Annotated in this window: 19 protein-coding genes and 1 tRNA gene; 7 read left to right on the top strand and 13 right to left on the bottom strand. The window is 69.1% G+C overall.

Annotated features, from left to right (window positions below; all coding sequences use genetic code 11):
* Window positions 1-287: 287 nt before the first annotated feature.
* Together cpaB and ACYVF6_RS37990 are read right to left on the bottom strand one after the other, a co-directional pair.
* Window positions 288-968 (bottom strand): CpaB family protein, encoded by a 681-nt coding sequence (gene cpaB, locus ACYVF6_RS37995; protein WP_460528883.1) that lies wholly within the window; start codon window positions 966-968, stop codon window positions 288-290.
* 13 nt (window positions 969-981) lie between these two features.
* On the bottom strand, window positions 982-1,806 hold the full coding sequence (locus ACYVF6_RS37990) for a PNP/MTAP phosphorylase family protein (protein ID WP_460528881.1): 825 nt from the start codon (window positions 1,804-1,806) through the stop codon (window positions 982-984).
* 211 nt (window positions 1,807-2,017) lie between these two features.
* Between ACYVF6_RS37990 and ACYVF6_RS37985 the strand changes: the two genes are divergently transcribed.
* From ACYVF6_RS37985 to mscL, 4 genes are all read left to right on the top strand, one after another.
* Entirely contained in the window at window positions 2,018-2,344 is a 327-nt protein-coding gene (locus tag ACYVF6_RS37985; RefSeq protein WP_460528889.1) for a YciI family protein, read from the top strand.
* A gap of 17 nt (window positions 2,345-2,361) precedes the next feature.
* Window positions 2,362-3,567, top strand: a complete 1,206-nt coding sequence (locus tag ACYVF6_RS37980) for an RNA polymerase sigma factor (RefSeq protein ID WP_460528887.1) — start codon at window positions 2,362-2,364, stop codon at window positions 3,565-3,567.
* 277 nt (window positions 3,568-3,844) lie between these two features.
* On the top strand, window positions 3,845-4,363 hold the full coding sequence (locus tag ACYVF6_RS37975) for a DinB family protein (protein WP_460528879.1): 519 nt from the start codon (window positions 3,845-3,847) through the stop codon (window positions 4,361-4,363).
* 243 nt (window positions 4,364-4,606) lie between these two features.
* Complete coding sequence (gene mscL / locus ACYVF6_RS37970) at window positions 4,607-4,999, top strand: MscL family protein (protein WP_460528877.1); 393 nt, start codon at window positions 4,607-4,609, stop codon at window positions 4,997-4,999.
* A 75-nt stretch (window positions 5,000-5,074) separates the two neighbouring features.
* On the opposite strand, the gene ACYVF6_RS37965 is transcribed toward mscL, so the two are convergent.
* Both ACYVF6_RS37965 and ACYVF6_RS37960 read right to left on the bottom strand, forming a co-directional pair.
* Window positions 5,075-5,725: an HhH-GDP family DNA glycosylase gene (locus tag ACYVF6_RS37965; RefSeq protein WP_460528875.1), complete on the bottom strand. Its 651-nt coding sequence runs from the start codon at window positions 5,723-5,725 to the stop codon at window positions 5,075-5,077.
* Between the two features lie 158 nt (window positions 5,726-5,883).
* A complete protein-coding gene (locus tag ACYVF6_RS37960) occupies window positions 5,884-6,657 on the bottom strand; it encodes a glucose 1-dehydrogenase (protein ID WP_460528873.1) in 774 nt (257 codons plus the stop codon).
* A gap of 22 nt (window positions 6,658-6,679) precedes the next feature.
* Between ACYVF6_RS37960 and ACYVF6_RS37955 the strand changes: the two genes are divergently transcribed.
* On the top strand, window positions 6,680-7,474 hold the full coding sequence (locus ACYVF6_RS37955; RefSeq protein WP_460528871.1) for an aldo/keto reductase: 795 nt from the start codon (window positions 6,680-6,682) through the stop codon (window positions 7,472-7,474).
* 180 nt (window positions 7,475-7,654) lie between these two features.
* Window positions 7,655-7,727: transfer RNA gene (locus ACYVF6_RS37950), tRNA-Arg, on the top strand.
* A 93-nt stretch (window positions 7,728-7,820) separates the two neighbouring features.
* Here the strand turns inward: ACYVF6_RS37950 and ACYVF6_RS37945 are convergent.
* The 8 genes from ACYVF6_RS37945 to ACYVF6_RS37910 form a co-directional block, all read right to left on the bottom strand.
* Window positions 7,821-8,255: a VOC family protein gene (locus ACYVF6_RS37945; RefSeq protein WP_460528869.1), complete on the bottom strand. Its 435-nt coding sequence runs from the start codon at window positions 8,253-8,255 to the stop codon at window positions 7,821-7,823.
* Window positions 8,256-8,344: 89 nt separating this feature from the next.
* Complete coding sequence (locus tag ACYVF6_RS37940) at window positions 8,345-10,156, bottom strand: ABC transporter ATP-binding protein (protein ID WP_460528867.1); 1,812 nt, start codon at window positions 10,154-10,156, stop codon at window positions 8,345-8,347.
* Window positions 10,149-11,930, bottom strand: coding sequence for an ABC transporter ATP-binding protein (locus ACYVF6_RS37935; RefSeq protein ID WP_460528865.1), 1,782 nt, complete (start codon window positions 11,928-11,930; stop codon window positions 10,149-10,151). Before ACYVF6_RS37935 ends, ACYVF6_RS37940 begins: the two co-directional genes overlap by 8 nt.
* Window positions 11,931-12,118: 188 nt before the next feature.
* Window positions 12,119-13,534: an integrin alpha gene (locus ACYVF6_RS37930; protein ID WP_460528863.1), complete on the bottom strand. Its 1,416-nt coding sequence runs from the start codon at window positions 13,532-13,534 to the stop codon at window positions 12,119-12,121.
* A 563-nt stretch (window positions 13,535-14,097) separates the two neighbouring features.
* Complete coding sequence (locus tag ACYVF6_RS37925) at window positions 14,098-15,735, bottom strand: MDR family MFS transporter (RefSeq protein ID WP_460528861.1); 1,638 nt, start codon at window positions 15,733-15,735, stop codon at window positions 14,098-14,100.
* A gap of 126 nt (window positions 15,736-15,861) precedes the next feature.
* Entirely contained in the window at window positions 15,862-17,211 is a 1,350-nt protein-coding gene (locus ACYVF6_RS37920) for a serine hydrolase (protein WP_460528859.1), read from the bottom strand.
* A gap of 1,622 nt (window positions 17,212-18,833) precedes the next feature.
* Entirely contained in the window at window positions 18,834-20,030 is a 1,197-nt protein-coding gene (locus ACYVF6_RS37915) for a mandelate racemase/muconate lactonizing enzyme family protein (protein WP_460528857.1), read from the bottom strand.
* Window positions 20,027-22,090, bottom strand: a complete 2,064-nt coding sequence (locus ACYVF6_RS37910; protein WP_460528855.1) for an alpha-galactosidase — start codon at window positions 22,088-22,090, stop codon at window positions 20,027-20,029. Before ACYVF6_RS37910 ends, ACYVF6_RS37915 begins: the two co-directional genes overlap by 4 nt.
* Before the next feature lie 111 nt (window positions 22,091-22,201).
* Here ACYVF6_RS37910 and ACYVF6_RS37905 point away from each other — a divergent pair, with 111 nt between their 5' ends.
* Window positions 22,202-24,490 carry a glycoside hydrolase family 3 protein gene (locus tag ACYVF6_RS37905; RefSeq protein WP_460528853.1) on the top strand — a complete coding sequence of 763 codons (2,289 nt, stop codon included), beginning with the start codon at window positions 22,202-22,204 and terminating at the stop codon, window positions 24,488-24,490.
* 18 nt (window positions 24,491-24,508) lie between these two features.
* On the opposite strand, the gene ACYVF6_RS37900 is transcribed toward ACYVF6_RS37905, so the two are convergent.
* Entirely contained in the window at window positions 24,509-25,489 is a 981-nt protein-coding gene (locus ACYVF6_RS37900; protein WP_460528850.1) for an adenine nucleotide alpha hydrolase family protein, read from the bottom strand.
* Between the last annotated feature and the right edge of the window lie 16 nt (window positions 25,490-25,505).

Genomic DNA, 25,505 nt, shown 5'->3' with positions numbered 1-25,505 from the left:
TGCTGCGGTGCGGTGCTGCGGTGCGGTGCTGCGGTGCGGTGCGGTGCGGTGCTGCGGTGCGGTGCTGCGGTGCGGTGCTGCGGTGCGGTGCTGCGGTGCGGTGCGGTGCGGTGCTGCGGTGCGGTGCTGCGGCTGAATGACGGGCGACGCGATGCGTGCGGCGCGGCCCGGTGGAGGTGGCCGGTGGCGGGTGGCGGCCCGTCGCGGCGGGTGGCGGGCAGCTGCGGCGCTTGCGGTGCGGCGACGATGCGGTCGCCCGCTGACCGGGGGCGGCGGGTGGCCTGCTGCTATTCGCGGATTACGACGGAGAGGCGGGCGGTCACCGCTGCACGGGCGAGGGTGGGGGCGGCTGAGGGTGGGACGGCGAGGAGTACGAGGCCGCCATCGCCCGAGTCGAGTGGGGTGGCGGCCAGAGGGCCGGATGGTTCGGGTTCGCGGGCGGGGAGGGCGACGATGCGGGCTGAGCGGACGAGGGTGCGGGCCGACGCGTAGGCCTGGTCTGGCGTGGTTTCGGCGGCGAGTACGTCGACGCGGGTGCCGATCTGGACGAGCTCCAGCACTCCGGCGTCGGCGAGACGGATGGGGACGATGACTCGGCCGGGGCCGTACGCCGCGGCCAGGCCGGGGCCGAGCAGGCGTACGTCGGTTAGAGGCTCGCCGCGGCGGGCCGGGGTCGCCAGGACGCGGCCGGTGGCGCCGGAGGTCGCGCGCAATGAGCCGGAGGGTACGACCCCGGCGGGGAGGGCCACCACACGTACGTCGGACGGGGTGAGGCGTGTGCCCGCCGGCAGGTCACGGGCGATGGTGACGACGTTCGACGTCGGTGGTGGCGAAGGCTTCAGCGCGGACAGGCCGACCAGCGTCGCCAGGGCGGCGAGCCCGGCGGCCACCAGCCGGCGGTGCCACGACACCGCCTGCAGGATCGGTCGCAGCGGGCCGCGCCGCAGCTGTTCGACGAGGGAGGGCATGGCCGGTCATCCCCTACGGCAGTTCGAACGGGAGCGGCATGCCGTCGAGCGCGTGGGCGCACAGGCAGTCGCGGCTGGTCGGGAGCGCCGGCACGATGTCGTAGAGCAGCCGGCGCAGGCGGTCGACGTGTTCGGCGAACAGGCGGAAGACCTCCTCCTGGCTGACACCCTCGCCCTCGGACAGGCCGGCATCGAGGTCGGTGACCAGGGCGATCGCGGTGTAGCAGAGGGCGAGCTCACGGGCGAGAACGGCTTCGGGATGGCCGGTCATGTTGACCAGCGACCAGCCCTGCGCGGCGTACCACTGCGACTCCGCGCGCGTGGAGAACCGCGGCCCCTCGATGACCACCATCGTGCCGTTGTCGGCCGGCTCGGACGGCCACGAGCTGCGGGCGGCTTCGACGGCGGCCTTGCGGCCGGTTGGGCAATAGGGATCGGCGAACGAGACGTGGACGGCGTTGCGGTCGTAGTAGGTCTGGGCGCGGCCGCTGGTGCGGTCGACCAGCTGATCGGGAACGACCAGGGTGCCCGGGCCAAGCTCGGGACGCAGGGAGCCGACGGCGCAGGGCGCGAGGACCTGGCGGACGCCGAGCGAGCGCAGCGCCCAGAGGTTGGCGCGGTAGTTGATCTGGTGCGGTGGATAGCGGTGGTCGCGGCCATGCCGAGGGAGGAATGCGACCGAACGCCCCGCCACCGTACCGACGACGAGCGGGTCGGTCGGGTCGCCGTAGGGCGTGGTGATCGGCACTTCGGTGGCGTCGTCGAGGAAGGCGTAGAGGCCGGAGCCGCCGATGACTCCGATGTCGGCTGTTGGGTGAGGGGTGAGGGGTGAAGTCATGTCGCGAGGTTATGGGATTGGTGGGGAGGGCTGGGATGCTGTCCACAGGGGCCGGATTTCGCGGAGTTGTGGACGAAAAGTGGTGCGGGTCGGTGGTCTCGCAGACAAAGAGGCCGGAGAGGCGGTGTCGGATCAGCGCGGATCCGTTCGTGGTAAGGGTGAGCGGGTCGCCCGTGCGAGGCACCCAGAAGCACAGGATTGGCAGGCCGAGATGCGATATCTGGTTTCCGTGATCGACGACAGGACGAACTCCGCCACCGCGGACGAGATGGCGGCCACCGGCGCGTACAACGAACGGATCGAGGCCGCAGGTCACTGGGTGTTCTCCGGCGGTCTGGCGGCGCCGAGCACGGCGACGGTCATCGACAACCGGGGTACGGAGGTTGTGTTCACCGACGGGCCGTACGTGGAGTCGAAGGAGTACCTCGCCGGTTTCTGGGTCATCGAGGCTCCCGACCTCGACGTGGCGCTCAAGCTCGCCGCCGAGGGGTCGAAGGCCTGCAATCGGAAGGTAGAGGTGCGGCCGTTCCTGCCGTAGCGAGCGTTCAAGACGCGATCACGCGCGCCCACCATACGGAGTGGGCGCGGGTCGTCGCCGCGCTGACCAGGCGTTTCGGCGACCTCGACATCGCCGAGGAGGCCGCGGCCGAGGCGTTCGCGACCGCTGTCGAACGCTGGGCCGCCGACGGCGTACCCCCGAACCCCGGTGGCTGGCTGACGACCACGGCCAACCGCAAGGCCATCGACCGGCTCCGGCGCGAGAACCAGCGCGACGACAAGCAGAAGGAGGCCCAGATGCTGTACGACCGCGAACCGCCCGAGCCCGTCGGCGCCATCGACGACGACCGCCTCCGGCTGATCTTCACCTGCTGTCACCCGTCGCTCGCGATGGAGACCCGGGTCGCACTGACGCTGCGAATGGTCGGCGGTCTGACGATGCCGGAGATCGCCCGCGCGTTCTTCGTACCCGAGTCCACCATGGGGCAGCGCATCACCCGCGCGAAGGCCAAGATCAAAGCGGCTCGCATCCCGTATCGGGTGCCGGCCGCGGAGGACCTCCCGGCACGGGTCTCCGGCGTACTCTCCGTTCTCTTCCTCGTCTTCAACGAGGGCTACCTCGCGACCGGCCCCGGCACCGATCCCATCCGGCACGACCTGACGGCCGAGGCGATCCGGCTCGCGCGCCTGATCCGTGCGCTCCTGCCGGAGGACGGTGAGGTGGCCGGGCTGCTGGCGCTGATGCTGCTCACCGAGGCCCGTCGCGGCGCCCGGGTCTCGGCGAGCGGCGAGCTGGTCACGCTCGCCGAGCAGGACCGTGGCGCGTGGGACACGGCGCTGGTCGCCGAGGGGCAACGGCTGGTGCGCGAGCGCCTGGCCTCCGGGGCGGCGCCGGGTCGCTACCAGATCCTCGCGGCGATCAACGCCGTGCACACCTCGGCCCGGGACGTACGCGACACCGACTGGTCGCAGATCGTGGCCCTGTACGACCAGCTGGTCCGCATCGACCCGTCGCCGATCGTCGTACTCAACCGGGCGGTCGCGGTCGCGGAGCTGGACGGGCCGGATGTGGCACTGGCGGACATCGATCGCCTCGAGGAACGGCTGGGTGGCTATCACGCCTACCACGCGGCCCGCGCCGACCTGCTGCGCCGGCTGGGCCGGAGCGAGGAGTCGCGGGCGGCGTACGACAGAGCGATCGAGTTGGCGGGCAACACCGCCGAGACGGCCTACCTGACGCGACGGCGCGACCAACTGGGGTGACTGCGGACTCTGCGGCGAAGCGGCGTACGACCGGGCTATCGAACCGAGGCGCAACACCACCGAGACCGCCTACCTGACACGCCGCCGCGACCAGCTGGGATGACCGCGGATCCGCGGCCGAGTCCCGCCGCGAAGCAGCAGACGACGAGGCGATCAGCTGGCGGGCAACGCCGCCGCGACCAACTGGGACAGCGGCCGCGGATCCGCCCGCCGGATCCTGCGGCGAAGCGGTAACCGGCGCGCGACGGCGGTTGGGGCGGCGCGAGAGGATGGCCAGATGGAATCTTCCGACCTCCTCATCGACGCGTATGGGCGGATCCGTGAGCTCGTACAGGCTTCGGCCCAAGGGCTGGGCACCGACGGCCTGACGTACCGGCCGGAGCCCGGCGCCAACTCGATCGCCTGGCTGGTGTGGCACCTCACCCGGATCCAGGACGACCATGTGTCCGAGATCGCCGGCCGTACCCAGGCGTGGGTCGAGGGCCCGTGGGCGGAGCAGCTCGGCCGCGCCGCCGACGCACACGAGACCGGGTTCGGGCACACGGCCGAGCAGGTTGCCAGCCTTCGGCCGGGCAGCGCCGAGCCCTTGCTCGCCTACCATGCGGCCGTCGCCGGGCGTACGGTCGACTACCTCGCCACCGTCACCGCCGCCGAGTTGGACCGCGTCATCGACGACAACTACGACCCGCCGGTCACCGTCGGCGTGCGGTTGGTCAGCGTCGTCAGCGACAACCTCCAGCACGCTGGGCAGGCCCGCTACCTCCGCGGCATCGTCGATCGCCTCGGCCGCGCCTGACCGACGTACCCGTCGCAGAAGGTACGTCGGCGCGGTACCCGCCACGTGCGGTGCGCCCTCACGCTTGGCGCATGCCGCCGAGGTGGATTCGTCCGACCATCGATCGCCTCAATCCACCCACACCAAGATTCCGTCCGCCATGGGCGCTTCGCGGCGTTTCCGACGCGCAGGCGGGTTATCCCGCATGGCAGACTTCGGGCACTCGCGCACCCAAGCCCGGACAATCTGGTAGAACCAGGCACCATGATCGATGGTTTCAAGAAGTTCCTCTTCCGTGGCAACGTCATCGACCTCGCGGTCGCTGTCGTCATCGGGGCCGCGTTCACCGCGGTTATCAACGGTGTCGTCAAGGGCTTCATCAACCCGCTGATCGCCGCCATCTTCGGCGAGCCCAATCTGATGGGCGTCGGCAACTTCACGCTCAACGGTGCCGACTTCAGTATCGGGCTCATCCTGGACGCCCTGCTCAAGTTCGTCCTGGTCGCCGCCGCGATCTACTTCGTCATCGTGCTGCCGCTCAACAAGCTCAACGAGCGCCGCCAGCGCGGGCAGGAACCCGAGCCCGAGGTCGTGCCCGAGGATGTCGCCCTGCTGCGCGAGATCCGCGACCTCCTCGCCGAACGCGACCGCGGCTGACGCCGTTCTCCTTGTACACAACGGCTTCCAGTGCCGGCACCTAGGCTGGAACGGTTCCAGTTCCGGCCGCCGCGCCTATCCGGTGTGCGCCGACGCGAGTGTGTCCTGCACGACGTCCTCCGACCGGCTCGCCCGTACGCAGCCCGCCATCAGCCGCGGCAGGTCAGCGGGTTTCACCAACCCGGCAAGCCGTTCCGGCGTCTTCGGCAGACCCAGCCGCTCCGCGCCGGCCGCGGCCCGTTCGTCGACGTACGGCGCGAGGTCCGGCCAGACCGCCTGCACCTCCCGGCAGAAGATCGCGGCCCCGGTCGGACCGATTCCGGGCACCTCCCGCAGCAGCTCGCCGACGCCCTCGACGTCGCCGCCCTCTTCATGGAGACGACGCAGATCGCCCTTCCAGCGTTGGAGAATCAGCTCCGCGCCATCCCCCAGCCTGGTCGACGTACTCTCGTCGTACCTGCGATAGCGCCCACGGCCGAGCGCGTCAACGCGTTCCTGCCAGGTGGCGTCCCGCATCGCGCGAGGCGTGCGATATCCCGCCCGGAACAGCTCCTTGCCGGCGTCGACCGCGATCCCGGACGAGATCGGGGCGGACAGCAGCGTGGACACGACCAGCAGTTGATAGAGCGGAGCCGGCGTGTCCTTCAGGGAGATCCCGGCCTGCTCGGCGAACGTCACACCGTGCCGGTCGATCAGTGTTCGGACAAGGTCCTCTTTGGCACCCATGACGAACGCCCTTCCCGCGCGGAGGCCTCGCAACCTAACTGCAACCTCCCGATCGGCATGCTTTCACCGAAGCATTACCTCTCCTTCAAGGGGCGACACATGTGGCCTGCTTGAGTAGACGCAGGCAGGCCACATACGTCTACGGCAAGCGCCTGCCGTCAGGCGAACCGAGCGCCCAAGCCTCCGTCGACGTTCCACTCCGACCCGGTGACGTACGACGCCGCCTTCGAGGCAAGGAAGCAGACCACCTCGGCAACCTCCTCCGGTGTCCCGATCCGGCCAAGCGGATGGACGCCGAGCACCTGCTGCTCCACGCTCGGGTCGTCCGAACGCCGGAAGTACTCGTCGACCAGGCGGGTACGGATGTAGCCGGGGCTCACCGCGTTCACGCGAACACCGTTCGGCGCCATGTCGAGGGCGAGGCTCCGCGTCATGCCGACGAGGCCGGATTTGCAAGCAGCGTAGGGAAACATGCCCTTCGTCGTCAGCTGGGAGTGTACGGACGCGATGTTCACGATCGATCCCGACTGCCGTTCGACCATCGCCGGAAGTACGGCGCGCGCCATCAGCCAAGCCCCTTTGAGATCGACGGCGAACACCTCGTCCCACTCGTCGACGGTCATCGCCACGGGATCGGCGTAGGAGTTACGGCCGGCGTTGTTGACCAGAACGGTCGCCGGGCCGAGCGCGCCGGCGCAGGCCGCTACGGCGTCGGCGACCTGCCGTTCGTCGGTGATGTCGACCGTGGCGAGGAACGTGTCGACCCCGAATTCCTTTGTCTCGTTGAGGGTTTCGAGGCCTCCGTGCTCGTCGAGATCGAGGATCCCCACGCTCGCGCCTTCGCGCGCGGCACACGCCGCGATCGCCCGTCCGATGCCTTGTGCGGCGCCCGTGACGAGCACGACCTCGTCCGCCAGTCGTCCTTCTCGCATTGCGTCATGGTATGACCGGTACATGAGTACAAATGGATCCGTATACGAGATGGGCGCGGCGCTGTCCGGCGGCGGACAGATCCCGTTGCTGGGGTTCGGCACCTGGCAGCTGCGTGGCGACGAAGCGCAGCAGGCGGTCGAGTGGGCGCTGGAGGCCGGATACCGGCACCTCGACAGCGCGACGGGCTACCGCAACCAGACCGAGGTGGGCGCCGCGCTGAAGGCGAGCGGGCTGCCCCGCGAGTCGGTGTTCGTGACGACCAAGCTGCCGCCCGACCACGTTGACCGCGAGCAGCGGACGCTCGAGGAGAGCCTGTCCGAGTTGGGACTCGACCACCTTGACCTGTGGCTGATCCACTGGCCGCCCGGCGGCGAGGCGGGCGTGTCGACCTGGCAGGTGTTCGTGGAGGCGCGCAACCAGGGCCTCACCAAGGCGATCGGCGTCAGCAACTACTCCCTAGCCCAGCTCGACGAGCTCGCCGACGCGACCGGCGTCATGCCGGAGGTCAACCAGATCAAGTGGTCGCCGGCCAACTACGACGCCGAGATCGTCCAGGGCCACCTCGACCGCGGTGTAGTACTGGAGGGCTACAGCCCGTTCCGTTCGGCCAACCTCGAGCACCCCGTGTTCGCGGGGATCGCGGAGAAGTACGGCAAGACCGTGCCGCAGGTGATCGTGCGCTGGCACCTGCAGCACGAGTTCGTGGTGATCCCGAAGTCGTCGCAACGCGACCGCATCATCGCCAACGCCGACGCGGGCGACTTCTCCCTCACCCCCGACGAGCTCTCCGCGATCGACGGCATCTCGGCCGGCTGACGGCGCCGGCGCGCAACGCCGACCCTTTCGGCCCCGGATTCGCGGCGCGGCCGCCCTCCCGGCGAGCCGCGCCGCCGTCCGGCGCCGGCCAGCACACCGATCGACCCTCTCGCCGAAGCGCTCGACGCCTCGGGACGGTACCCTGAACGCCGGTGGATGGCGCTCCGGCTTCGTCTGCTTGCCTCAGTAGCTCAGGGGATAGAGCACCGCTCTCCTAAAGCGGGTGTCGCAGGTTCGAATCCTGCCTGGGGCACCGCTCCTGACCAGTAGGTTTCTCGAAAAGTAGCCATCCAGTTCCAGGCCCATGGGGCGAACAAACGTTCGACGGACTGATGTTCGCCGCTCTTCAGTCGAGGCAGAACTCGTTGCCCTCGATGTCCCGCATCACGATCGTCGACTCGTCGACCTCGTCGGCAGGCAACAGGCGCTCGCGTACCGCGCCGAGCGCGACCAGTCGTGCGCACTCGGCCTCGAGCGTGGCGAGGCGCTCTTCACTCACGAGCCCGGTGCTGACCCGCACGCAAAGATGTACTCGGTTCTTGACGACCTTGCCTTCGGGAACGCGCTGGAAGAACAGTCGCGGGCCCACCCCTGTGGGATCAACACAGGCGAACGCTGAACCCTGATGCTCAGGCGGCAGTGAGCGATCGAAATCGTCCCAGGTGGCAAACCCCTCCGGCGGCGGTGGCACGACGTACCCCAGCACCTCGCACCAGAAACGAGCAACGCGCTCAGGGTTCGCACAGTCGAAGGTGACCTGGAACTGCTTGACCGATGCCATCGATCCACCCTAGTGGCGCGTGCTGTTCACCCAAGAATGTCGTGCAGCGCGGCGATTTCCGCACCCTGGGTGCTCGACGGGATGGTCGCTCAGCGGTATGACCTGGCCTGGAGCTCGAAGAGCTCGGCGTAGAGGCCGTTACGTGCGATCAGCTCGTGGTGGCTGCCGATCTCACCGATCCGGCCCGCGTCGAGGACGACGATGAGGTCGGCCATCCGGACTGTGGAGAACCGGTGCGACACGAGGATGGTGATGGCGCCGGTGTCCGTACGCAGCTTGTGGGCGACGGCCGTCCAGCGTTCGAAGAGCCGGTGCTCGGTGTCGGCGTCCAGTGCCGCGGTTGGCTCGTCCAGCAGTAGCAGCAAAGGTGTGGTGCGCATCATCGCCCGTCCCAACGCGAGCTTCTGCCATTGTCCGCCGGACAGGTCGATGCCGCCCTCCCAGCTCGGGCCGAGCTGGGTGCTCAGCCCGTGGGGCATGGAGTCGAGTACGTCGGCTGCGCCGGCCTGCTCGAGAGCCCTCGACACCGCCTGGCTGTCGTTCCGCCGTGGAAGGTCGCCGATGCCGACTGTCTCTTGAACGCGGAACTCGAACCGGGCGTGATCCTGGAATCCGGCGGATGTGCGTTCCCGCCACCGCTCGGGATCGACTGTGGTGAGATCGGTTCCATCCAGGGTGATACGCCCGCTGGTCGGGACATAGAGACCCGCGAGCAGTCTCACCAACGTCGTCTTGCCCGCGCCGTTGTCGCCCACAATCGCCACTGTCGTGCCGGCTGACAAGGTGAGATTGACGTCGTGCAGAGCCTTGCCGGTGGCGTGCGGATAGCGGTACGACACACCTTCGAGCCTGATGCCGTCGACGAGCCGGACCGGCGGAGCGACAGAACTGTCGACCCGCCGCCGAACTGCTCGGGACACTTCCTGCAGGTGAACGAGGCGGCCGGCCGCGGTGAGGGTTCGCCATGCCCAGGTGAGGATCTCGGAGGAGCCGGTGACCAAGCCCAGCACCTGGCCCGCGAGCACCGCGGTCAGTGCTGCGTCACCGACCGACGCGGCACCGTCGACCGCCCGGTCCACAACGAACACGATCGCGCCGAAGTAGCCGGCTACGAACACCATCCGCGTGCTCGCACCCAGGGTCGCCGCGTGGAGGTTGACTTGCCTGCGGATCCGCTGCATCTCGCCATGGGCGAGTGCGTAACGAGCCAGCAGTTGCTCGCCGAGCCGGAACAGCCTGACCTCCTTCGCGGGTCCGCGGGTGGTTGCCAGCTCGTAGAGGTGCTGGAAGCGCCTGGTGGGCTCGGCGGCCAGATCGTGGCCGCTGCTGATCGCCGACCCGGTCTTCGAGCTCACCAGCAACGCCGGCAGGCCGAACACCGGCAGCACCAGAAGCAGCGGATGGACCCCGACCAGCAGGAGCGCTGTCGCGACAATTCGTACGAGCAGGGTCATGAGGTTGAACAACGACGGTATGACCTGCCCGAACTGCCATGCCTCACGGCCTTGCAGAACCTCCAGCTGCGTCAAGTGCGCGGGCGTCTCGTGAATCTCCAGCGTCGGCGTCGCGCCGACCAACTCCAGCAGGCGGCGTTGGACGCCGTGGTGCGCGCGTTCGACCAGCACCGCCCGGACGCGGGCCGTGGCATACCGCAGCGCACTGCCCCCGGCGATCGACACCGCCACACCCACCGCGCCGATACTCACCAGCCGTGCGTCACCGAGCTGGATACCGTCGAGGATCAGCTTGAGCCAGTACGCGAACATCGACTCCGTGACCGCCTGGGTGATGCCGAGCACGATGACCAGGACAGAACGGCGCCGGTCGGCCGTCCACGCGATCCGCAGGACCGTCAGTGCCGCGCGCATGCGAGTGACGGGTACGGAGATGGCGTCAGGCATGGTGACCTCCACTGGTGTAGCGCATGGCCTGGGTGCGGAACAGCCGCGCGTACTGGCCATCGGCCGCGAGTAGCTCCTGGTGGCTGCCGTCCTCACTGACCCGGCCGCCGTCGAGGACCACGATCCGATCCGCCCGGCGGACGGTGGAGAAACGGTGGCTGATCACGATCGTCGTCAACCCACGCGTGAGGTCGAGAAACCGCTCGTAGATGTCCGCCTCGGCGCGTACGTCCAGCTGCGCCGTCGGCTCGTCCAGCACCAATACCCGCGCGCCGGCCTCGACAGCTGCCAGCGCACGGGCCAGCGCGATCCGCTGCCACTGACCACCGGACAGGTCGACTCCGCCGGGGAATCTGCGGGAAAGCGACGTGTCCAAGCCCTGCGGCAACCCGGCCACGATGTCCTCGGCACCGGCTCGCCGCGCGCAGTGGACGATGCGGTCGTCAGTCAGGTCGCCGGCCGCACCGAAGGCGATGTTGTCCCGGGCGGAAAGCTCGTAACGTACGAAGTCCTGGAAGATCGCAGTCACGGCACGCCGCCACGACGCCAGGTTCAGCTCTGTCAGGTCGATGCCGTCCACCGCGATCCGTCCGCGTTGTGGGAGCTCGAGACCGGCCAGCAGCTTGATCAACGTCGTCTTGCCGGCGCCGTTGAGCCCCACGATGCCCAACGAGGTCGCGGCCTCGATTCGCAGATCGAGACCGTCGAAGACGGTGGAATCCCTGCCCGGGTAGGCGAAACGCACTCCTTCGAAGCAGATCTCGCGCGCCGGCAGGCAATCGGCTGGTTTCGTACCGGACGCGATCGGCACGTCGGCCACAGCCTTCTCCATCGCGACGAACCCTGGAATGGCCAGGACACCGAGATCGATGAGATGGTCACTGTCCTGGTCGGCGAGGAACGCCATGCCCAGCACTCCCTGCGCCAGAACGGTTACCGTGCCCACGCCGAGCCTGCCATCGCTCGCGGCGCGGGCCGCCAACCCGAGCACGATCCCGTTGCCGACGACCACCAGAGCGAAGACCAGTCCCATCGCGCGTTGGCCGGTACGACGAGCCCGCCACAGCTGCGTCATGGCGGTGGCCCACTCGCGTCCGAATCGGTCGGCCAGCCAGCTGACCAATCCGAAGACGCGGACCTCCTTCGCCCACTCCGGCATGGTGCCAAGGTTGTGGAGGTACTGCGCCCGGCGGAACGGATCATCTCCTCCGCCGCGTGCCCTGGCGTGGTTGACCCGCAACTGGTGGCTGGCCACGATCCAGATGACGGCGAGGAACACGGCAGCAGCCGGCCAGACGGTCGCGACCAGCACGGTCGCCGCCAGACCCTGAGCATGGGCAGACCACTTGTCGCCGTAGCCTGCCACGATCTCACCGGGACTGGGCTCGACGAACCGGACGGCCCGATCCGTCGTGGCCGCGAGCTCAGGGTCTTCGAACAGCTCCAACCGTGGAACCGAGAGTGTCGCGCGCATGATCCTGCGGCGCAGGTATCCGTCGTACCGCCAGAACAGGTCCTCGATCAGAGTCCAGCCCGCTGAAGCCGCCTCACGGGCGACGAGAACAACGGCGATCCAGGTCAGGGTGGAGACGATTCCACGACCGGCCGTGGAATCGAACCCGGCGTCCACTGCCGCCGGCAGCCGCTGCACAAGGTCTGCGACCAACGCGGCGAAGATTGCCGGCAACGCGCCGTTGAGCAGCGACATCCCGGCGATGAGCGCGAGCCTTCCTGGGAAGGCCTTCGCCAGCAGGGCAAGCGCGACTCGGCGCACTCGACGGCTGCCGGCGGATTCGTCAGCTTTCGTTAACCCGCACAGCGCGAGCTTGCCATACTTACCCTGAAAAGCCAACAGGTACGGGGAATTCCATACTGAGGCGGGCTCGCCGGTTCGCGCCGGGCGGAGCGAGTGCGTCGCTCCTGCCCACGGCGAGCCCGCCGGTCCAGTGGTGGCGGCGCGCGTCAGCGGCCCGAGCGGACGGAGCTTCCGTAGCCGTCGCCGGCTTCGGGACTGTCAAGCACTGCTTGCCGCCAGGTCGTCCGTACGGGCGAGGCGAGTTTCACCACGCCGTAGCCGTTCTCACCGGGGATTCCGATCACGACGAGGTACGTGATCGGGTTCTGGTCGTTGCTGAGCAAGGTCGCCTGCACCGACGTACCGAACTTGTCGCCGCGTTCGTTGGTGCCGCCCAGACTCGCGTCGGTGTACGAGGGCACCGACTGGATGCCCCTGCTGTTCAGCGACACCATCATGCCCGCGTCCTGGGTCGTGCCGATGTCCTCGCCGGGTACGCCCACGTAGACCCATGGATAGTTCAGGATGTCGTGCCAGTAGCCGCCGATCGCCGCACCGAAGCGGTCGCCGGTCTCGGGTGCGCCGGGCACGTTTCGGTTGGCCACGCGGTCGTACGAGCCCTGCCAGAAGGCGTCGACCGACACCCATTCGCCGGCCATGCCCGTGCCGAGCGAGTTGACCATCCCCGCGTTGACGGCGGTGCCGATGTCCTCCCCGGGTACGCCGACGAACAGGTGGCCCGCGTCGTACAGCACGCGGCCGAACTCGTCGCCGGCCTCGGCCTTGTCGGTCACCGGCTCGTCGAGGACGGAGTCCTGGGTCAGCATCTCGCCGAACTGGCCGCCCGGCCCGTCGGTCGATACGAAGACCGCCCCCGCGGCCGCCTGGCCGTTCACAGTCTCGCCCGGCGCGCCGATCTCCAGTGCGCCGGTGCCGATCGCGCTGCCGAAACGGTCGCCGGCTTCTGGCTGCTCCCAGCCCGAACGGGAGCTCTCGGTCAGGACCTCGGTCGCCACGATGGTCGCTCCGCTGAACTCGATGCCGACAACGAGGCCCGCGTCCGTGGCACCGTCGACGTCGGTGTACGGAGCGCCGACGTACAGCGCCAACCCCTCGTTTCCGTACGTGAATCCGAGCGCGGCACCGAACGCGGCGCCGGCCTGCGCACGGCCCGGTACGCCGGAGTAGGCCTGGCCGAGCATCCGCCAGTACTGGTAGCCGGTCGACGTGCCGCGGTAGAGGTACGCCGCACCCGCGTCGACCACGCCGTAGAGGTCACGGCCCGGCGCCCCGACGATCAGCTCGTCGCGCCCGTCGCCGGTGAGGTCCTTGGCCAGCGTCACCGCGCCGAACCGGTCGCCGGCCTGGTAGCCGGGAGCGGTGAGCACACTGGTCTTCCCCGACGGATGATGGATCTCGACGGCGCCCGCGTTGGCGACCGTACCGATGTCCTCGTCCGGAATGCCCACCGCGATGTACGGAAGCGCCGGCGCCGCGGCGACTGGTGCGGCGACCGATGTTGCCACGCCAACGGCAACCAGGGCGAGAGCGCTGAGCAGCGTGCGGCCCTTGCGTCTGAGCATGGTTCCCCTCCTAGTCCCTCCCACGGTGGAGATACGTTCGGGCACCCAAAGGTTTTGCTGCAGCGGCCGATGGTGGCGCTTCCGTCCCGGCGCAGCTCTGCCGAGGGGCGTCGCGTGCCGAGTTTGTGGAGCGGGATCAGGCTCGTGAGCTCGGTCATCGGAACAGCCCGACGGCAGCACGGAGAGGCGGTACCGCGGCTCGAGCCGGCGCGCCCGGCTGTGGCTCGGTGAGCAGTGCGCTGGACAGCGATGGAGCCGAAAAGTCGACTCGACGCGACGGCGCCGTGCCCCGACCGGCGCAGGTGAACATCGCGCTCGACAACGTCAGCCGGTCGACCGGTTGCCGCAGTGGTGCTCAGCGGACTGCTCGGCGGCGGGCTGGTCATCGAAGGGTCCGTGAGCATCGCCACCCCAGCGAGCGCGGGCGCCCGGCCGCGCGTGTTCTGGAGGCTCGCCTGCCGCAATCGTGGCAGGGCCTGCGCGCGGTGGGCCCCGGCCGTACACGTAACGAGGCCCGCTCCTCGGGATGGGAGCGGGCCTCGGCGTTGGTGGTTCTGGAACTGCTACCGGACGGCGGAGCGCTCGGCCGGCGGCTCGAGGTCGTCGAGCGAGTCGGCGGGGTTCGAGGTGTCCGGCGTACTGACGGTCTCGCCGTGTGGAGCGTCGGCGGTTTCGCCGTGCGGCGCGTCGGCGCGGGCCGGCATCCGCAGGGCGATCACGACCACCGCGATCGAGATCACGGCGCTGATCAGGAAGGCCAGCCGCATACCGCCGAGCTGGGCCGGGACCGCCGCGACCCCGTTGCTCGTGAGGTGCTCTGCCCGGATCGTCATCACCGTCACCGCCAGCGCGGTGCCGAACGCGGCCGCCACCTGCTGCAACGTACCCACCATCGAGCTGCCGTGGGAGTACAGGTTCGGCGGCAGCGCACCCAGCCCCAGCGTGAAGACCGGCGTGAACAGCGCCGCCAGCGACAGCATCAGCAGGATGTGCAGCGCGAGCAGCTGCCAGTACGGCATCGTCATCGACGCCTGCGTGAACCCGGCCAGCGCCCCCAGGATCCCGATCGAGCCGGGGATCATCAGCACGCGTCCCCCGAAACGGTCGAACAGCCGCCCGACCGTCGGCCCGAGCAGACCCATCGCCAGGCCGCCCGGCATGACCAGCAGGCCGGTGAGCAGCGGGCTCAGGTGCCGGAGGTTCTGCAGGTACAGCGGCAGCAGGATCATCGAGCTCAGCATCGCCATGAACGCGACCGACATCAGCAGCAGCGCTTTGGTGTACGTCGAGTGGAGCAGCGTACGCAGGTCCAGCAACGGCGAGTCGGTGCGCTGCAGGCGCAGCTGGCGGAGTACGAACACCGTGACCGCGGTCAGCCCGGCCAGTACGAACAGGATCGAACGGCCGGCGCCCGCATCGGCGAACTGCGTAAGCCCGTAGACCAGGCCGCCGAAACCGAGGGCGGCGAGGGCCACGCTGAACCAGTCGATCGTGCCGTCCTTCGGCTCGCCCACGTTGTCGAGGTGGCGCAGGCCGAACCACGTCACCGCGCCCGCGATGGGCAGCACCAGCAGGAACAGCATCCGCCAGGAGCCGAACTGCAGGACCAGACCGGAGACCGTCGGGCCCGCCGCGGGGGCCACCGACATCGCCAGCATCACGTTGCCCATCACGCGGCCGCGGTCGTTCGGGGGCACCACGGTCATCAACGTCGTCATCAGCAGCGGCATCATCACGGCCGTACCGGCGGCCTGTGTGATGCGGCCGAGCAGGAGTATGGCGAAGAAGGGCGCCGCGGCAGAGATCACGGTGCCGGTGAGGAAGACGCCCATCGCCGTGGCGTAAGCAGTACGGGTGGTCACCCGCTGCAGGAACCACCCGGTGACCGGAATGATCGCGGCCATCGTCAGCATGAACGCGGTCGAAACCCACTGGGCCGCCTGCTCGGTGACCCGCAGGTCGCCCATCAGGCGCGGGATCGCGTTCAACATGATGGTTTCGTTCAAAATCACGACAAACGTCGCCAACACCAGGAGCCGGATCACCACCGGCGTACGACCGGTGGGTTCGGCGGCACCCGCCACGTCGTCGGCAGGCAAATCGGCACGCATCAAGCCTCGCTCAGGGTTTGGGTCGGAGTAGGTGTCGGTTTCGCTGTCGTTGCCGGCGTTTCGGGTGACCGGCTTATAAGTCGCGCTCATGTCCGTTCTGACCAGCTCAATGGCTACAACTCATCGGCGACCCGACAGATTCCTTGAAATGTGATGGCTTGTGCAACCGGATTCCCTGTTGAAACAGGGGATTGCTCACCTTGGGGAGCGGTGCGCCTACGCCTGGTTCTGGTTGAGCTCGGCCAGGAGGTCGGTCGCGCCCTGGTGGCCGGGGGTCAGCGCCAGGCAGCGTTCCAGGCTGCGTCTCGCTCGTGCGGGGTCGCCGGCTTCGTGGTAGGTGAGCGCCAGGAGGTGGTGATAGGCGTCGGAGTCCGGGTTCAGGGCGACGCCGAGCTCGATCACTTCGGCGGCTTCCTTCGGGCGGCGGAGGACGGTCAGCAGGTTCGCCCAGCCGATCTCGTAGTACTGCCCGCCTCCGAAGTCGAAGTCGTCCGGCCGCTCGGTACGCAGCACGTGGTACCGGGCGATCGCGGGCTGCAGGCCCTCGTTGATCAGCGTTGGGTAGAGCTCGTGGAGTACGAGGGGTTTCGGGAGCTCCGGGGCGTAACCGAGCAGCATGTCCAGGACGGCGGTGGCGATCGCGTCCTTGGGGACGGGGTAGCTGTTCGCCAGGACGACCACGCCGAGGGTGTCGTCGGGGGCGAGGAGCAGGCTGGAGCCGTACCCGGTGAGGCTTCCGCCCTTTTGGACCGTGCGGTGGCCATGGCGCTCTCCGGTGAACCAGCCGAGGCTCGCGCGAATCCTTCCCTCGCCTTTGTTGCTGACCACTCTGACGTTGGTGATCGCCCAGTTCGAGAGGTCGCGCAGGCTGGAGACGAGGCCTTTGCTGGGGTTGTTCGCGGGGTGCGGTGGGTCGACGTTGGCGAGGATGGGATGCGGGCCGTTCAGATGGGGCGACGCTTCTCGCCGGGGATCGATCCGGGCGGGCGGGAACGTGCTGTCCGGCATGCCGGCGGGCGCGAGAATCCGGTTTCTCAGGTAGTCCTCGAACGCGTGGCCCGAGACGACGGAGATCAGCTCGCCGAGGATGTCGTAGGCGAGGTTGCTGTACTGAAACCGGTCTCCCGGCGGAGCGCTGAGGCGTACACCGGTGTTGCGGCGCAGGTACTGCTTCCGGTCGTCGCCGGGCTGTGGCTCGTGGTAGGTGCGGGGCAGGCCTGAGGTGTGATCGAGCAGGTGGCGGACGGTGACGGTCGTGTCGGGTTGGTGGTCGATCTGGAAGGTGGGCAGGTATTCGGCGACCGGCGCGTCGAGCCGGACCTGGCCAGCCTCCACAAGCTGCATGACGGCGGTGGCCACGAACGGCTTGGTCATCGAGGCGACGCGAAACATCGAGTCGGGCGTTACCGGGGAACCGGTTTCTCGGCTCTGCACACCGAACCCGCCGGTGTAGATCGACTCCTCCCCCTGCACGACGCTGACCGCCAAACCGGCGAGCTCGAACCGCTCCGCGAGCTCGCCGGCCAACGCGGCCACTCTCTCCACCACCCGCCGACGATCGGACATGGCAACCCGCCACCTTTCATGAACCGATTTCCCGCCGCGAGGAACCGGTTTCTCACGCCGTCGGAGGACATCCGCCTGCCGACGCTATCCGCTGGCCGCACCGCAGGAACCGGTTTCTCAGTCGTGCCCCTCGATTCTCAGCCCGCGCGGGCGTGCGGCGTGACTCCGCACGGCCCGAGAAACCGGTTCCCGGCGTGACGTTTGGCGCATCGACGGAAGCGCGGCTTCACACGAACCGAGAAACCGGTTCCCGACCCACGATCACCAAGGCCGGCGGCGGCAACGCGGCGGCGGCAGCGCGGCGGCAGCGGAGAAACCGGTTACTGATGCGCAATCCCCTGAGACGCCAACATCGGATGCGGCTTCGGTCGAGCCGAGGAACCGGTTTCCGGCGCGCGACCGCGGAACATGTCGGCGGCTGGCGGGTCGGCGATGACGAAGCCTTCCGAGGAACCGGTTCCTGGCACATGGGACCCCGGTGGCGGCGCGGCATCAGAACGGCCAGGAACCGGTTTCCTGCGCACGACCACGACGTGCCGGCCGCTCGCGCCGGGCAGGCTGGGGCGTCTGCGGCGGCCCGCCACTGGAGAAACCGGTTCCCGACACGTGGCCGCCGGGCGCCTCAGCGACTGGAGTGACGGTGCGGCATCGGGATGGCCGAGAAACCGGTTCCTGACGCACGACCGCGCAGTAGCGAGTAGCGAGGCAGCTCAGGACGAGCCGAGGAACCGGTTTCTCAGACGCGACCGCCGGAAGCGCCAAGCACGCGATGCGGCTCGGGAGGCTCAGGAACCGGTTTCCTGCGCACGACCACCACGTGCCGCCAGCTCGGCGCCGCGCAGGGTGGGGCGTCCGCGGCGGCCCGCCACCGGAGAAACCGGTTCCCGACACGTGGCACCGGGCGCCTCAGTGACTGGGTGTCGATGGCGGAGTGGCATCGGGCTGGCCGAGAAACCGGTTCCTGACGCACGACCGCGCAGGTAGCGAGTTGCGAGGTAGCTCAGGACGAGCTGAGGAACCGGTTTCTCATGCGTGACCGCCGGAGCGCCGAGCCGGCGATGCGACTCGGGAGCTCAGGAACCGGTTTCTCGCACGTGACCGCCGGAGCGCCGAGCCGGCGATGCGGCTCGGGAGCTCAGGAACCGGTTTCTCATGCGCGACCGCCAGAAGCGCCGAGCCGGCGATGCGGCTCGGGAGCTCAGGAACCGGTTTCCGGCACGCGGCGCTGGACGCGGCTGCGGGGCGTCGGCTGCGAAGGTTCGGGGCGGCTGAGAAACCGGTTGCTGGCGCCTGGCCACCGCCACCGAGCATGTCGGCGACTGGAGCGTCGCCCTCGCGATGGCCGGCGGCATCGCCTCTCTCGAGAAACCGGTTTCTGGAGCGTTGGCACGGACGCGTCGGCGACTGCGCCATCACCGTTGCGATGGCGGGCGCGGCGGCGGAATCCGGACGTCCCTCTTCGGGAACGGGTTGCTGGCGTGTCGGCACTGCAGGCATGCACCGACGGCGAGGCAGCTCGGAGCGGTCGGGAACCGGTTTCTGGGCGGATCCCCCCAAAGCGCTCGGTGGAGGGATGCGCTCGGCCGGCGGGTGGCAAGGGGAACCGGTTTCTGGGCGGCTGATCAGCCGGCGTCCAGGATTGGCGTTTGGTAGAGGAGCTTGCCGCCGACTTTGATTTCGACGTCGAGGAGGTACGGAGCGATGGCGGCTGGGGACGGGGTGAGACCCAGGCCGGGGCGATCTGGGAGGCGGAGCTCTCCGTCCGGCGACGGGGTGAGGTGGTCTTCGGTCAGTGCGTACGCCAGCTCGGACAGTTCCGCGGGGTACTCGCAGAGCGCCGCTTCGCGCACGCCGGCGAAGGAGTGGAGGGACGCTGCCAATGCGAGGTGGGTCGTGAAGGTGTGGTTGACGAACTGGACGCCGCGCTCGCCGGCATATGCAGCCACCGATGCCGCCGGCCCAATGCCACCGATGCGGCCGACGTCGACTTGGATGTAGCCGATGCCTGCGTAGTCGATCAGGTGGCGCGCCAGGTCCGGCTCCGAAGCGGCCTCCCCCGCCGCCAAGGCCAGCGAGCCCGAGGTGCGCGCCGCCAGTTGGCGGTAGGAGTCGAACGCGCCCGACACGAACGGCTCCTCCAGCCACCCCACGCCGCATTCTTCCAGGGCTGGAAGGCGGAGCGCCGCCGCCTCCACGTCGGTTCCCCAGACCGTGCCGGCGTCGACGAACAGCGACCGGCGAGCGCCGAGGCCCTCCCGGGCCGCGCGCACCTGCGCCGCATCCGCGTCGACGGAGCCTGTGCCGTACGGTCCCCAGCCGAACTTGGCCGCCCGGAAGCCGCGGCCGGCGACGGAGACCGCCTTCTCGTACGTCGCCTCCGGAGTGTCGCCGAACAAGACAGAGGCGTACGGCGTCTTCGGATACGCCGACGGCCAGCCCAGCAAGGCATGCACCGGAGCCGACAACCGCTTGCCCAGCAGGTCCCACATCGCGATCTCGATGCCGGACAGCGTGTGCCGCGCCTGCAGCAGATCCAGGCTCTGCCGCCGTACGAGGTCGCAGATTCGTCCGATGTCCGAGACGTCGTTCAGCGGCTGCCCGAGTACGGAGTCGAGCACCGGCTTGCACGCGCTGTGCGACATCGGGCATACGAGGCTTGCGATCGACGTCAGCGGCGACGCCTCGCACTCGCCCCAGCCGACATCGTCACCCGCGCGGACACGCACCAGCAGCACGTCCTGGCTGCCGTCGCCGATGTCGAGGACAGTGGGCATCGCCAGGTAGAACACGTCGACCGCATCGATCCGGGAGCCGCTCAACGCGCGGTCACGAGCACCAACTCCGACCCTTCCTCCGGCAACTCGCGACGCAGCCCATCCTCCATCAGCGAGCGCCCGGTCACCGTCTGGCTGTCGCCCGCGTCAAGCCACTTCACATCGTACGACCGGTCAGGATCCAACCCCCGCAGCGGAATCGCCCGCGAAGGATCGCCGCCAGGCAGGCGGAACAGCAGCACGAGATGCTCCGCGGAGTCAGGCAGGCTGTACTGGAACCCCACCCATCGCGACCCTTCACCGAACCGCTGAGGCTGCTCGGTCAGCCTCCGCAGATCGCCCGAGCGAACGAACGGCCGCACCACCTCCTGATACAGAAGGTTGTTCGCCTGCAGCCGCTCCCTGACCGCGGCAGGCAGCTCAGGCAACTTCCACGCCATGCCGCTGGCGCCCACCATCGCGATCCGGCGGTAGTAGTCGACCTGGTGCATCTCCAGCGCCGGGTCGCGCGGATCGAACAGCTGGCAACGATGTTCGCCGTGCCATTCGGAGTATCCCCAGTACAGCAACTGGTCCGGCGGCAGCAGCAAGCTCGCGCCCCACACCGCCTGCAGCCCGTGCTCCGGCCAGTCCGGATCGCTCAGGAACGTGAGGTGGGTCTGGCGCAGCATGCCGAGATCGATCCGCAACCCACCGGACGAGCAGTTCTCCAGTACGAGCGAAGGATGCGCGGCCCGAATCCGAGACAGCACGCGGTAGTAGCCGACGTAGTGCTCGAACAGCCCGTCGCCCGCACCGTGCCCGTGGTCGGTACGGGAGCAGCCCAGGCCGGGATCGAGGTTGAAGTCGAGTTTGATCCAGTCCGCGCCGTACTCGCCGGCCAGCCGGTCGAGCGTCCGGAACGCCCATTCGGCGGCGTCGGGATTGCCCAAGCAGACATAGCCGAGCGGCTCGCCGTCGCGCTGCGCCGGGAACGACGGCTGACTGACCGCGAGCGCGGCCTTCGGCCCCAGCGCCTCGATCTCGCACCAGATGCCGAACCGAATACCCTTGTCGTGTACGTAGTCGGCCAGCGCGCGAATGCCGCTCGGAAACCTTACAGGGTTGACGATATCCCAGTCGCCGCGTACGTCGACCCAGCTCGTGTCCGCAGCGGCCGGGCCGAACCAGCCGGCGTCGAGCGTGCACACCTCGACGCCGATCTCGGCGGCGACGTCGACGTTGGCACGGAACACCGTCTCGTCGATGCTGTGGTCCTCGTACGGCCACCAGTGGTTCCACTCGACCGGAAGGCGTTCGGACAAAGGGTTACGCGGAGCCCAGAACCGCCGCCCGACCCGGGCGAGCGGGATCGAGGTCGTGTCGAGGTCACCGTCGGATCCCAACGCCAGAACGACGGGAGGCGCCTCAACCACGTCACCAGGTTGCAGGACCTTCGTGAACCCGTTGTCGTGCAGGCCTCCGGACAGCAGGTGGCGATCACCCGACTGGTCGGGCTCGAAGCGGAACACCCAGTTGCCCGACCAGGCGACGGCTCCGCAGAGCACGGCTCCGTCGGCGCGCACCAGCGCGAACCACGGATGCACACCATGGGACGAACGCCCGCGCAGCGTCTCCAGAACGCGACGGCCGCGCAGCGGCTCGCGTACCGGTTCGAACTCCAGTCCCCAGCTGCCGGTGAACGACAACAGCTCGCAGGCGTGGGAGTCGAGCCCGATCGCGATGGAGTCGAGCCGCTGAACGTCGACCGGCTCAGCGCCGACGTTGTGGACCGCGACCCAGGCTTCGAGCACGGGCTCGCCAGGGCTGTGGCGGACGTGCCAGTCGATCTCGAGCTCGACCGCGGCCGCACCGGCGTCGACACCGGCAGAGGTGTAACGGCAGTGCGCGATCTCCTCGAAGCGGCTGGCACCGAGGCCGACGTGCTCGATGTCGACGACGTCGAGATCGGCCGACCTGCCGGAGATTCGCTTGCCCGCCACCTCGACGGCGAACGCCGGGCTTTCGTAGGAGGGGGTGGTCCACGGCAGTTGGCCCGTCAGGCCGAGCTTGCCGAATCGGAGTCCGTTCACTCGTTCGAGAAGCCACTCGAGCTCAGCACCCATCCGGCGAGGATACCGGCAGCAGGCCGATGCCGATCTCCCGGCGCGCCCGGCACGATGTGGAGGATGGCCGCTTCCGGCGCGCTCCGGCCTGCGCGCGTAGGATTCGCAGACGTGGATGACGAGGCCTATCGCAACCCCAGCTTGACGATCGACGCCCGCGTCGCCGACCTGCTGGGCCGGATGACGATCGCGGAGAAGGTCGGGCAGGTGAACCAGCGGATGTTCGGCTGGAACGCCACCGAACCCACGGCCGACGGCAAGAGCTTCCAGCTCACCGACGACTTCCGCGAAGAGGTGGCGCGCTGGGACGGCATGGGCGCGCTCTACGGCCTGTTCCGCGCCGATCCCTGGTCCGGACGCGACCTGCGAACCGGCGTCTCAGCTGCGCAGAGCGCCGAGACTGCCGAGGCCGTGCAGCGGTGGGTGTGCGAGAACAGCCGCCTCGGCATCCCCGTCCTGTTCGTCGAGGAGGTGCCGCACGGGCATCAGGCGATCGACGGGACGATCCTGCCGGTCAACCTCGCCGTCGGATCGTCGTGGGATCCCGGCGCATACGAGGAAGCCGCCGCCCGGATGGCGGCAGAGGTACGTGCGAGGGGCGCCCACGTCGCGCTGGTGTCGGCGCTCGACATGGTGGTGGATCCGCGCCGGGGACGTTCCGAGGAGTGCTTCGGCGAGGATCCGTACCTCGCCGCTGCCCTGACCCAAGCGCTCGTGCACGGCATGCAAGGCAACCAGCCAGGCCGCATCGGAGAAGACAAGCTCGCCGTCGTACTCAAGCACTTCGCCGGCCAAGGCGCCGCGATCGGCGGTCTCAACGCGCACGCCGCGCCGATCGGGCCGCGGGAGCTGCTCGAGATCCATCTCCCCGCCGCCGAGGCAGGCATCCGGGCCGGCGCCGCCGGCGTGATGGCCGCCTACAACGAGATCGACGGCGTGCCATGCGCCGGCAACGAACGCCTGCTCACCGGAATCCTTCGTGAGGACTGGGGATTCGACGGCATCGTGATGGCCGACGGCGGCGGCATCGACCGGCTCACCATGATGACCGGCGATCTGCGCACCGCTGCCGTCCTCGCGCTGAACGCCGGCATCGACCTCAGCCTCTGGGACCGCGCCTACACCCAGCTCGACAGCGCTTACGAGGAAGGGCTGATCGACGAGTCGCTGCTGGACCGGGCAGTCGCACGCGTGCTGCGGTTGAAGTTCCGGCTCGGCCTGTTCGACCGCCCGTACGCCACACCGGCGGCGGGCGGACAGCCGCCCCAACGCGAGGTCAGCCGGAGACTCGCCGAGCGGTCGCTCGTCCTGCTACGCAACGAGAATCGCCTGCTCCCGCTGGCGAAAACCACCCCGACGATCGCCGTCATCGGCCCGCAGGCCGACGAGCTCGTCCACCAGATCGGCGACTACACCGCGGAGCAGTCTCCTGGTTCAGGCGCCACCGTACTGAAGGGCGTGACGGCGGCTGCCGGCGAAGGTGCCGTCGTCAGTTTCGCACAAGGCTGCGGCCTGACCAGCGCCATTCCGGGCGGCATCGAGGAAGCCCAGGCGACGGCCGCCGATTCCGACGTCGTGGTCCTCGTGCTCGGCGGCAGCAGCGCGCGCCAGGCGACCACCCGGTTCGCCGCCAACGGCGCGGCGATCGTCGACCAGAACGTCGACATGACCTGCGGCGAAGGTGTGGACCTCGCCGACCTCACGTTGCCGCCGGCCCAACTGGAGCTGGCCAGAGCGGTCGCCGCCACCGGCACGCCCGTCGCGACCGTGCTGATCCAGGGCCGGCCGCACGCACTCGCCGACCTTCCCGACCGTAGCGACGCGATCCTCTGTGCGTGGTACCCCGGCACCGAAGGCGGCACCGCGATCGCCCGCGCCTTGTTCGGCGATGTCAACCCGGGCGGACGCCTGCCGGTGTCGATGCCCATGTCCGCGGCCGTGCTTCCCGTTGCCTACAACGCCAAAGCACACAGCCACACAACCTACGTCGACGTACGGGAGCGGGTGAGCTACCCGTTCGGCTTCGGCCTCGGCTACACGACGTTCGACTACAGCGCGGCCGAGCTCTCCCGGTCCGAGATCGGCGCGGACGATCTGCGCGCCGGCGCGACCGTCGGTGTCAAGCTGTCGATCGCCAACGCTGGAACGGTTACCGGCTCCGAGGTCGTCCAGCTCTACACCCGGCGGACCGCCTCCAGCGTATGGCCGAGGGAACGCGAGCTGAAGGGCTTCCGGCGCATCGACCTCGATCCGGGCGAGCGTACCGAGGTGACCTTCGAACTCGGCGTCGGCGAGCTGGGCTGGTGGCTGCCAGGCCTACGGTTCGGCGTCGAGCGGTCCAGACAGCAGATCACAGTCTCCGGTGCAGCCGGCGACTCGCTCGAGCTGACAGTCAACTAGAACAGCGGATCCGAGCAGCTATCGCCACAGAGTTCGTACGACGTAGCGGCGGTCACGGATGACCGCGACCGTGCTCTGCGCGTAGTACAGGAGCGCCTGGCTCACCGATCCGAGCAGCAGGCCGTTGATCCCTCCGTGCCCGCGGCTGCCGACGACCATCAGCCGAGCCGTCTCGGACTGCTTGGCCAGCAAGGTGGCAGGCCGGCCCTCGAGCACGTACGCCGCCGCGGAGACGCCGGGATACTTGCTGTGGAAGGGCTCCACGCGATCGCGGAGCTCGCGGCGGCGGGACTCGCGTTCGGTCTCGACGCGTTCCATCGTCCACGTACGCGAGCCGAACAGCGTGGCCGGATGCCAGGCGTACACGACGTCGAGGTGCGCGCCGCGCAAGTCAGCGGCCTCGAACGCGAACGCCAGCGCGGCTTCGGACTCCGGCGATCCGTCGACGCCGACGACGATCCGGTTGGCGGACGAGCCGGCGCGCTCCTTGCGTACGACGACGACCGGGCTGGCGGCGTGGGCCGCTACTGCGCTGCTGACCGATCCGAGCAGCACCGAGGCCAGCGACGATCGGGAGCGTGACCCGACGACCACGAGCTCGGCCTCGAGCGACTCCTCGACCAGGGCGGCGGCCGGACGGGTCGACACGAACGACCCGGTGACCCGGTCGGCGCCGATCCGCGCGCGTACATAGCCGACCGCGTCGTCGAACGCCTCCCGCGCCGACCGGATCGACTCCACCGACTCCGTCGACTCCGCTGCCTCCATCGACTCCACAACCTCCACGGGCTGTGCTGCCTCCAGCGCTCCCGCCGGCCCTGTCGAACCCACTGGCCGCACCGCGGCCGCCGCGAGTGAGGTCGCCGATCTCTCGTACGCCGTCACGACCCGCACCGGAGCATCCCGCCGCAGCGCTTCGTCCGCTGCCCATCGCAACGCGAGCTGGCTGTCGGGATTCGGATCGACACCGACCACGAGAGGGCGAGGCATCCGGTCCATGGCTCCTCCTTGCGCT

Source organism: Flindersiella endophytica, assembly GCF_054779015.1.
This window is presented reverse-complemented; position numbering and strand designations above follow the sequence as displayed.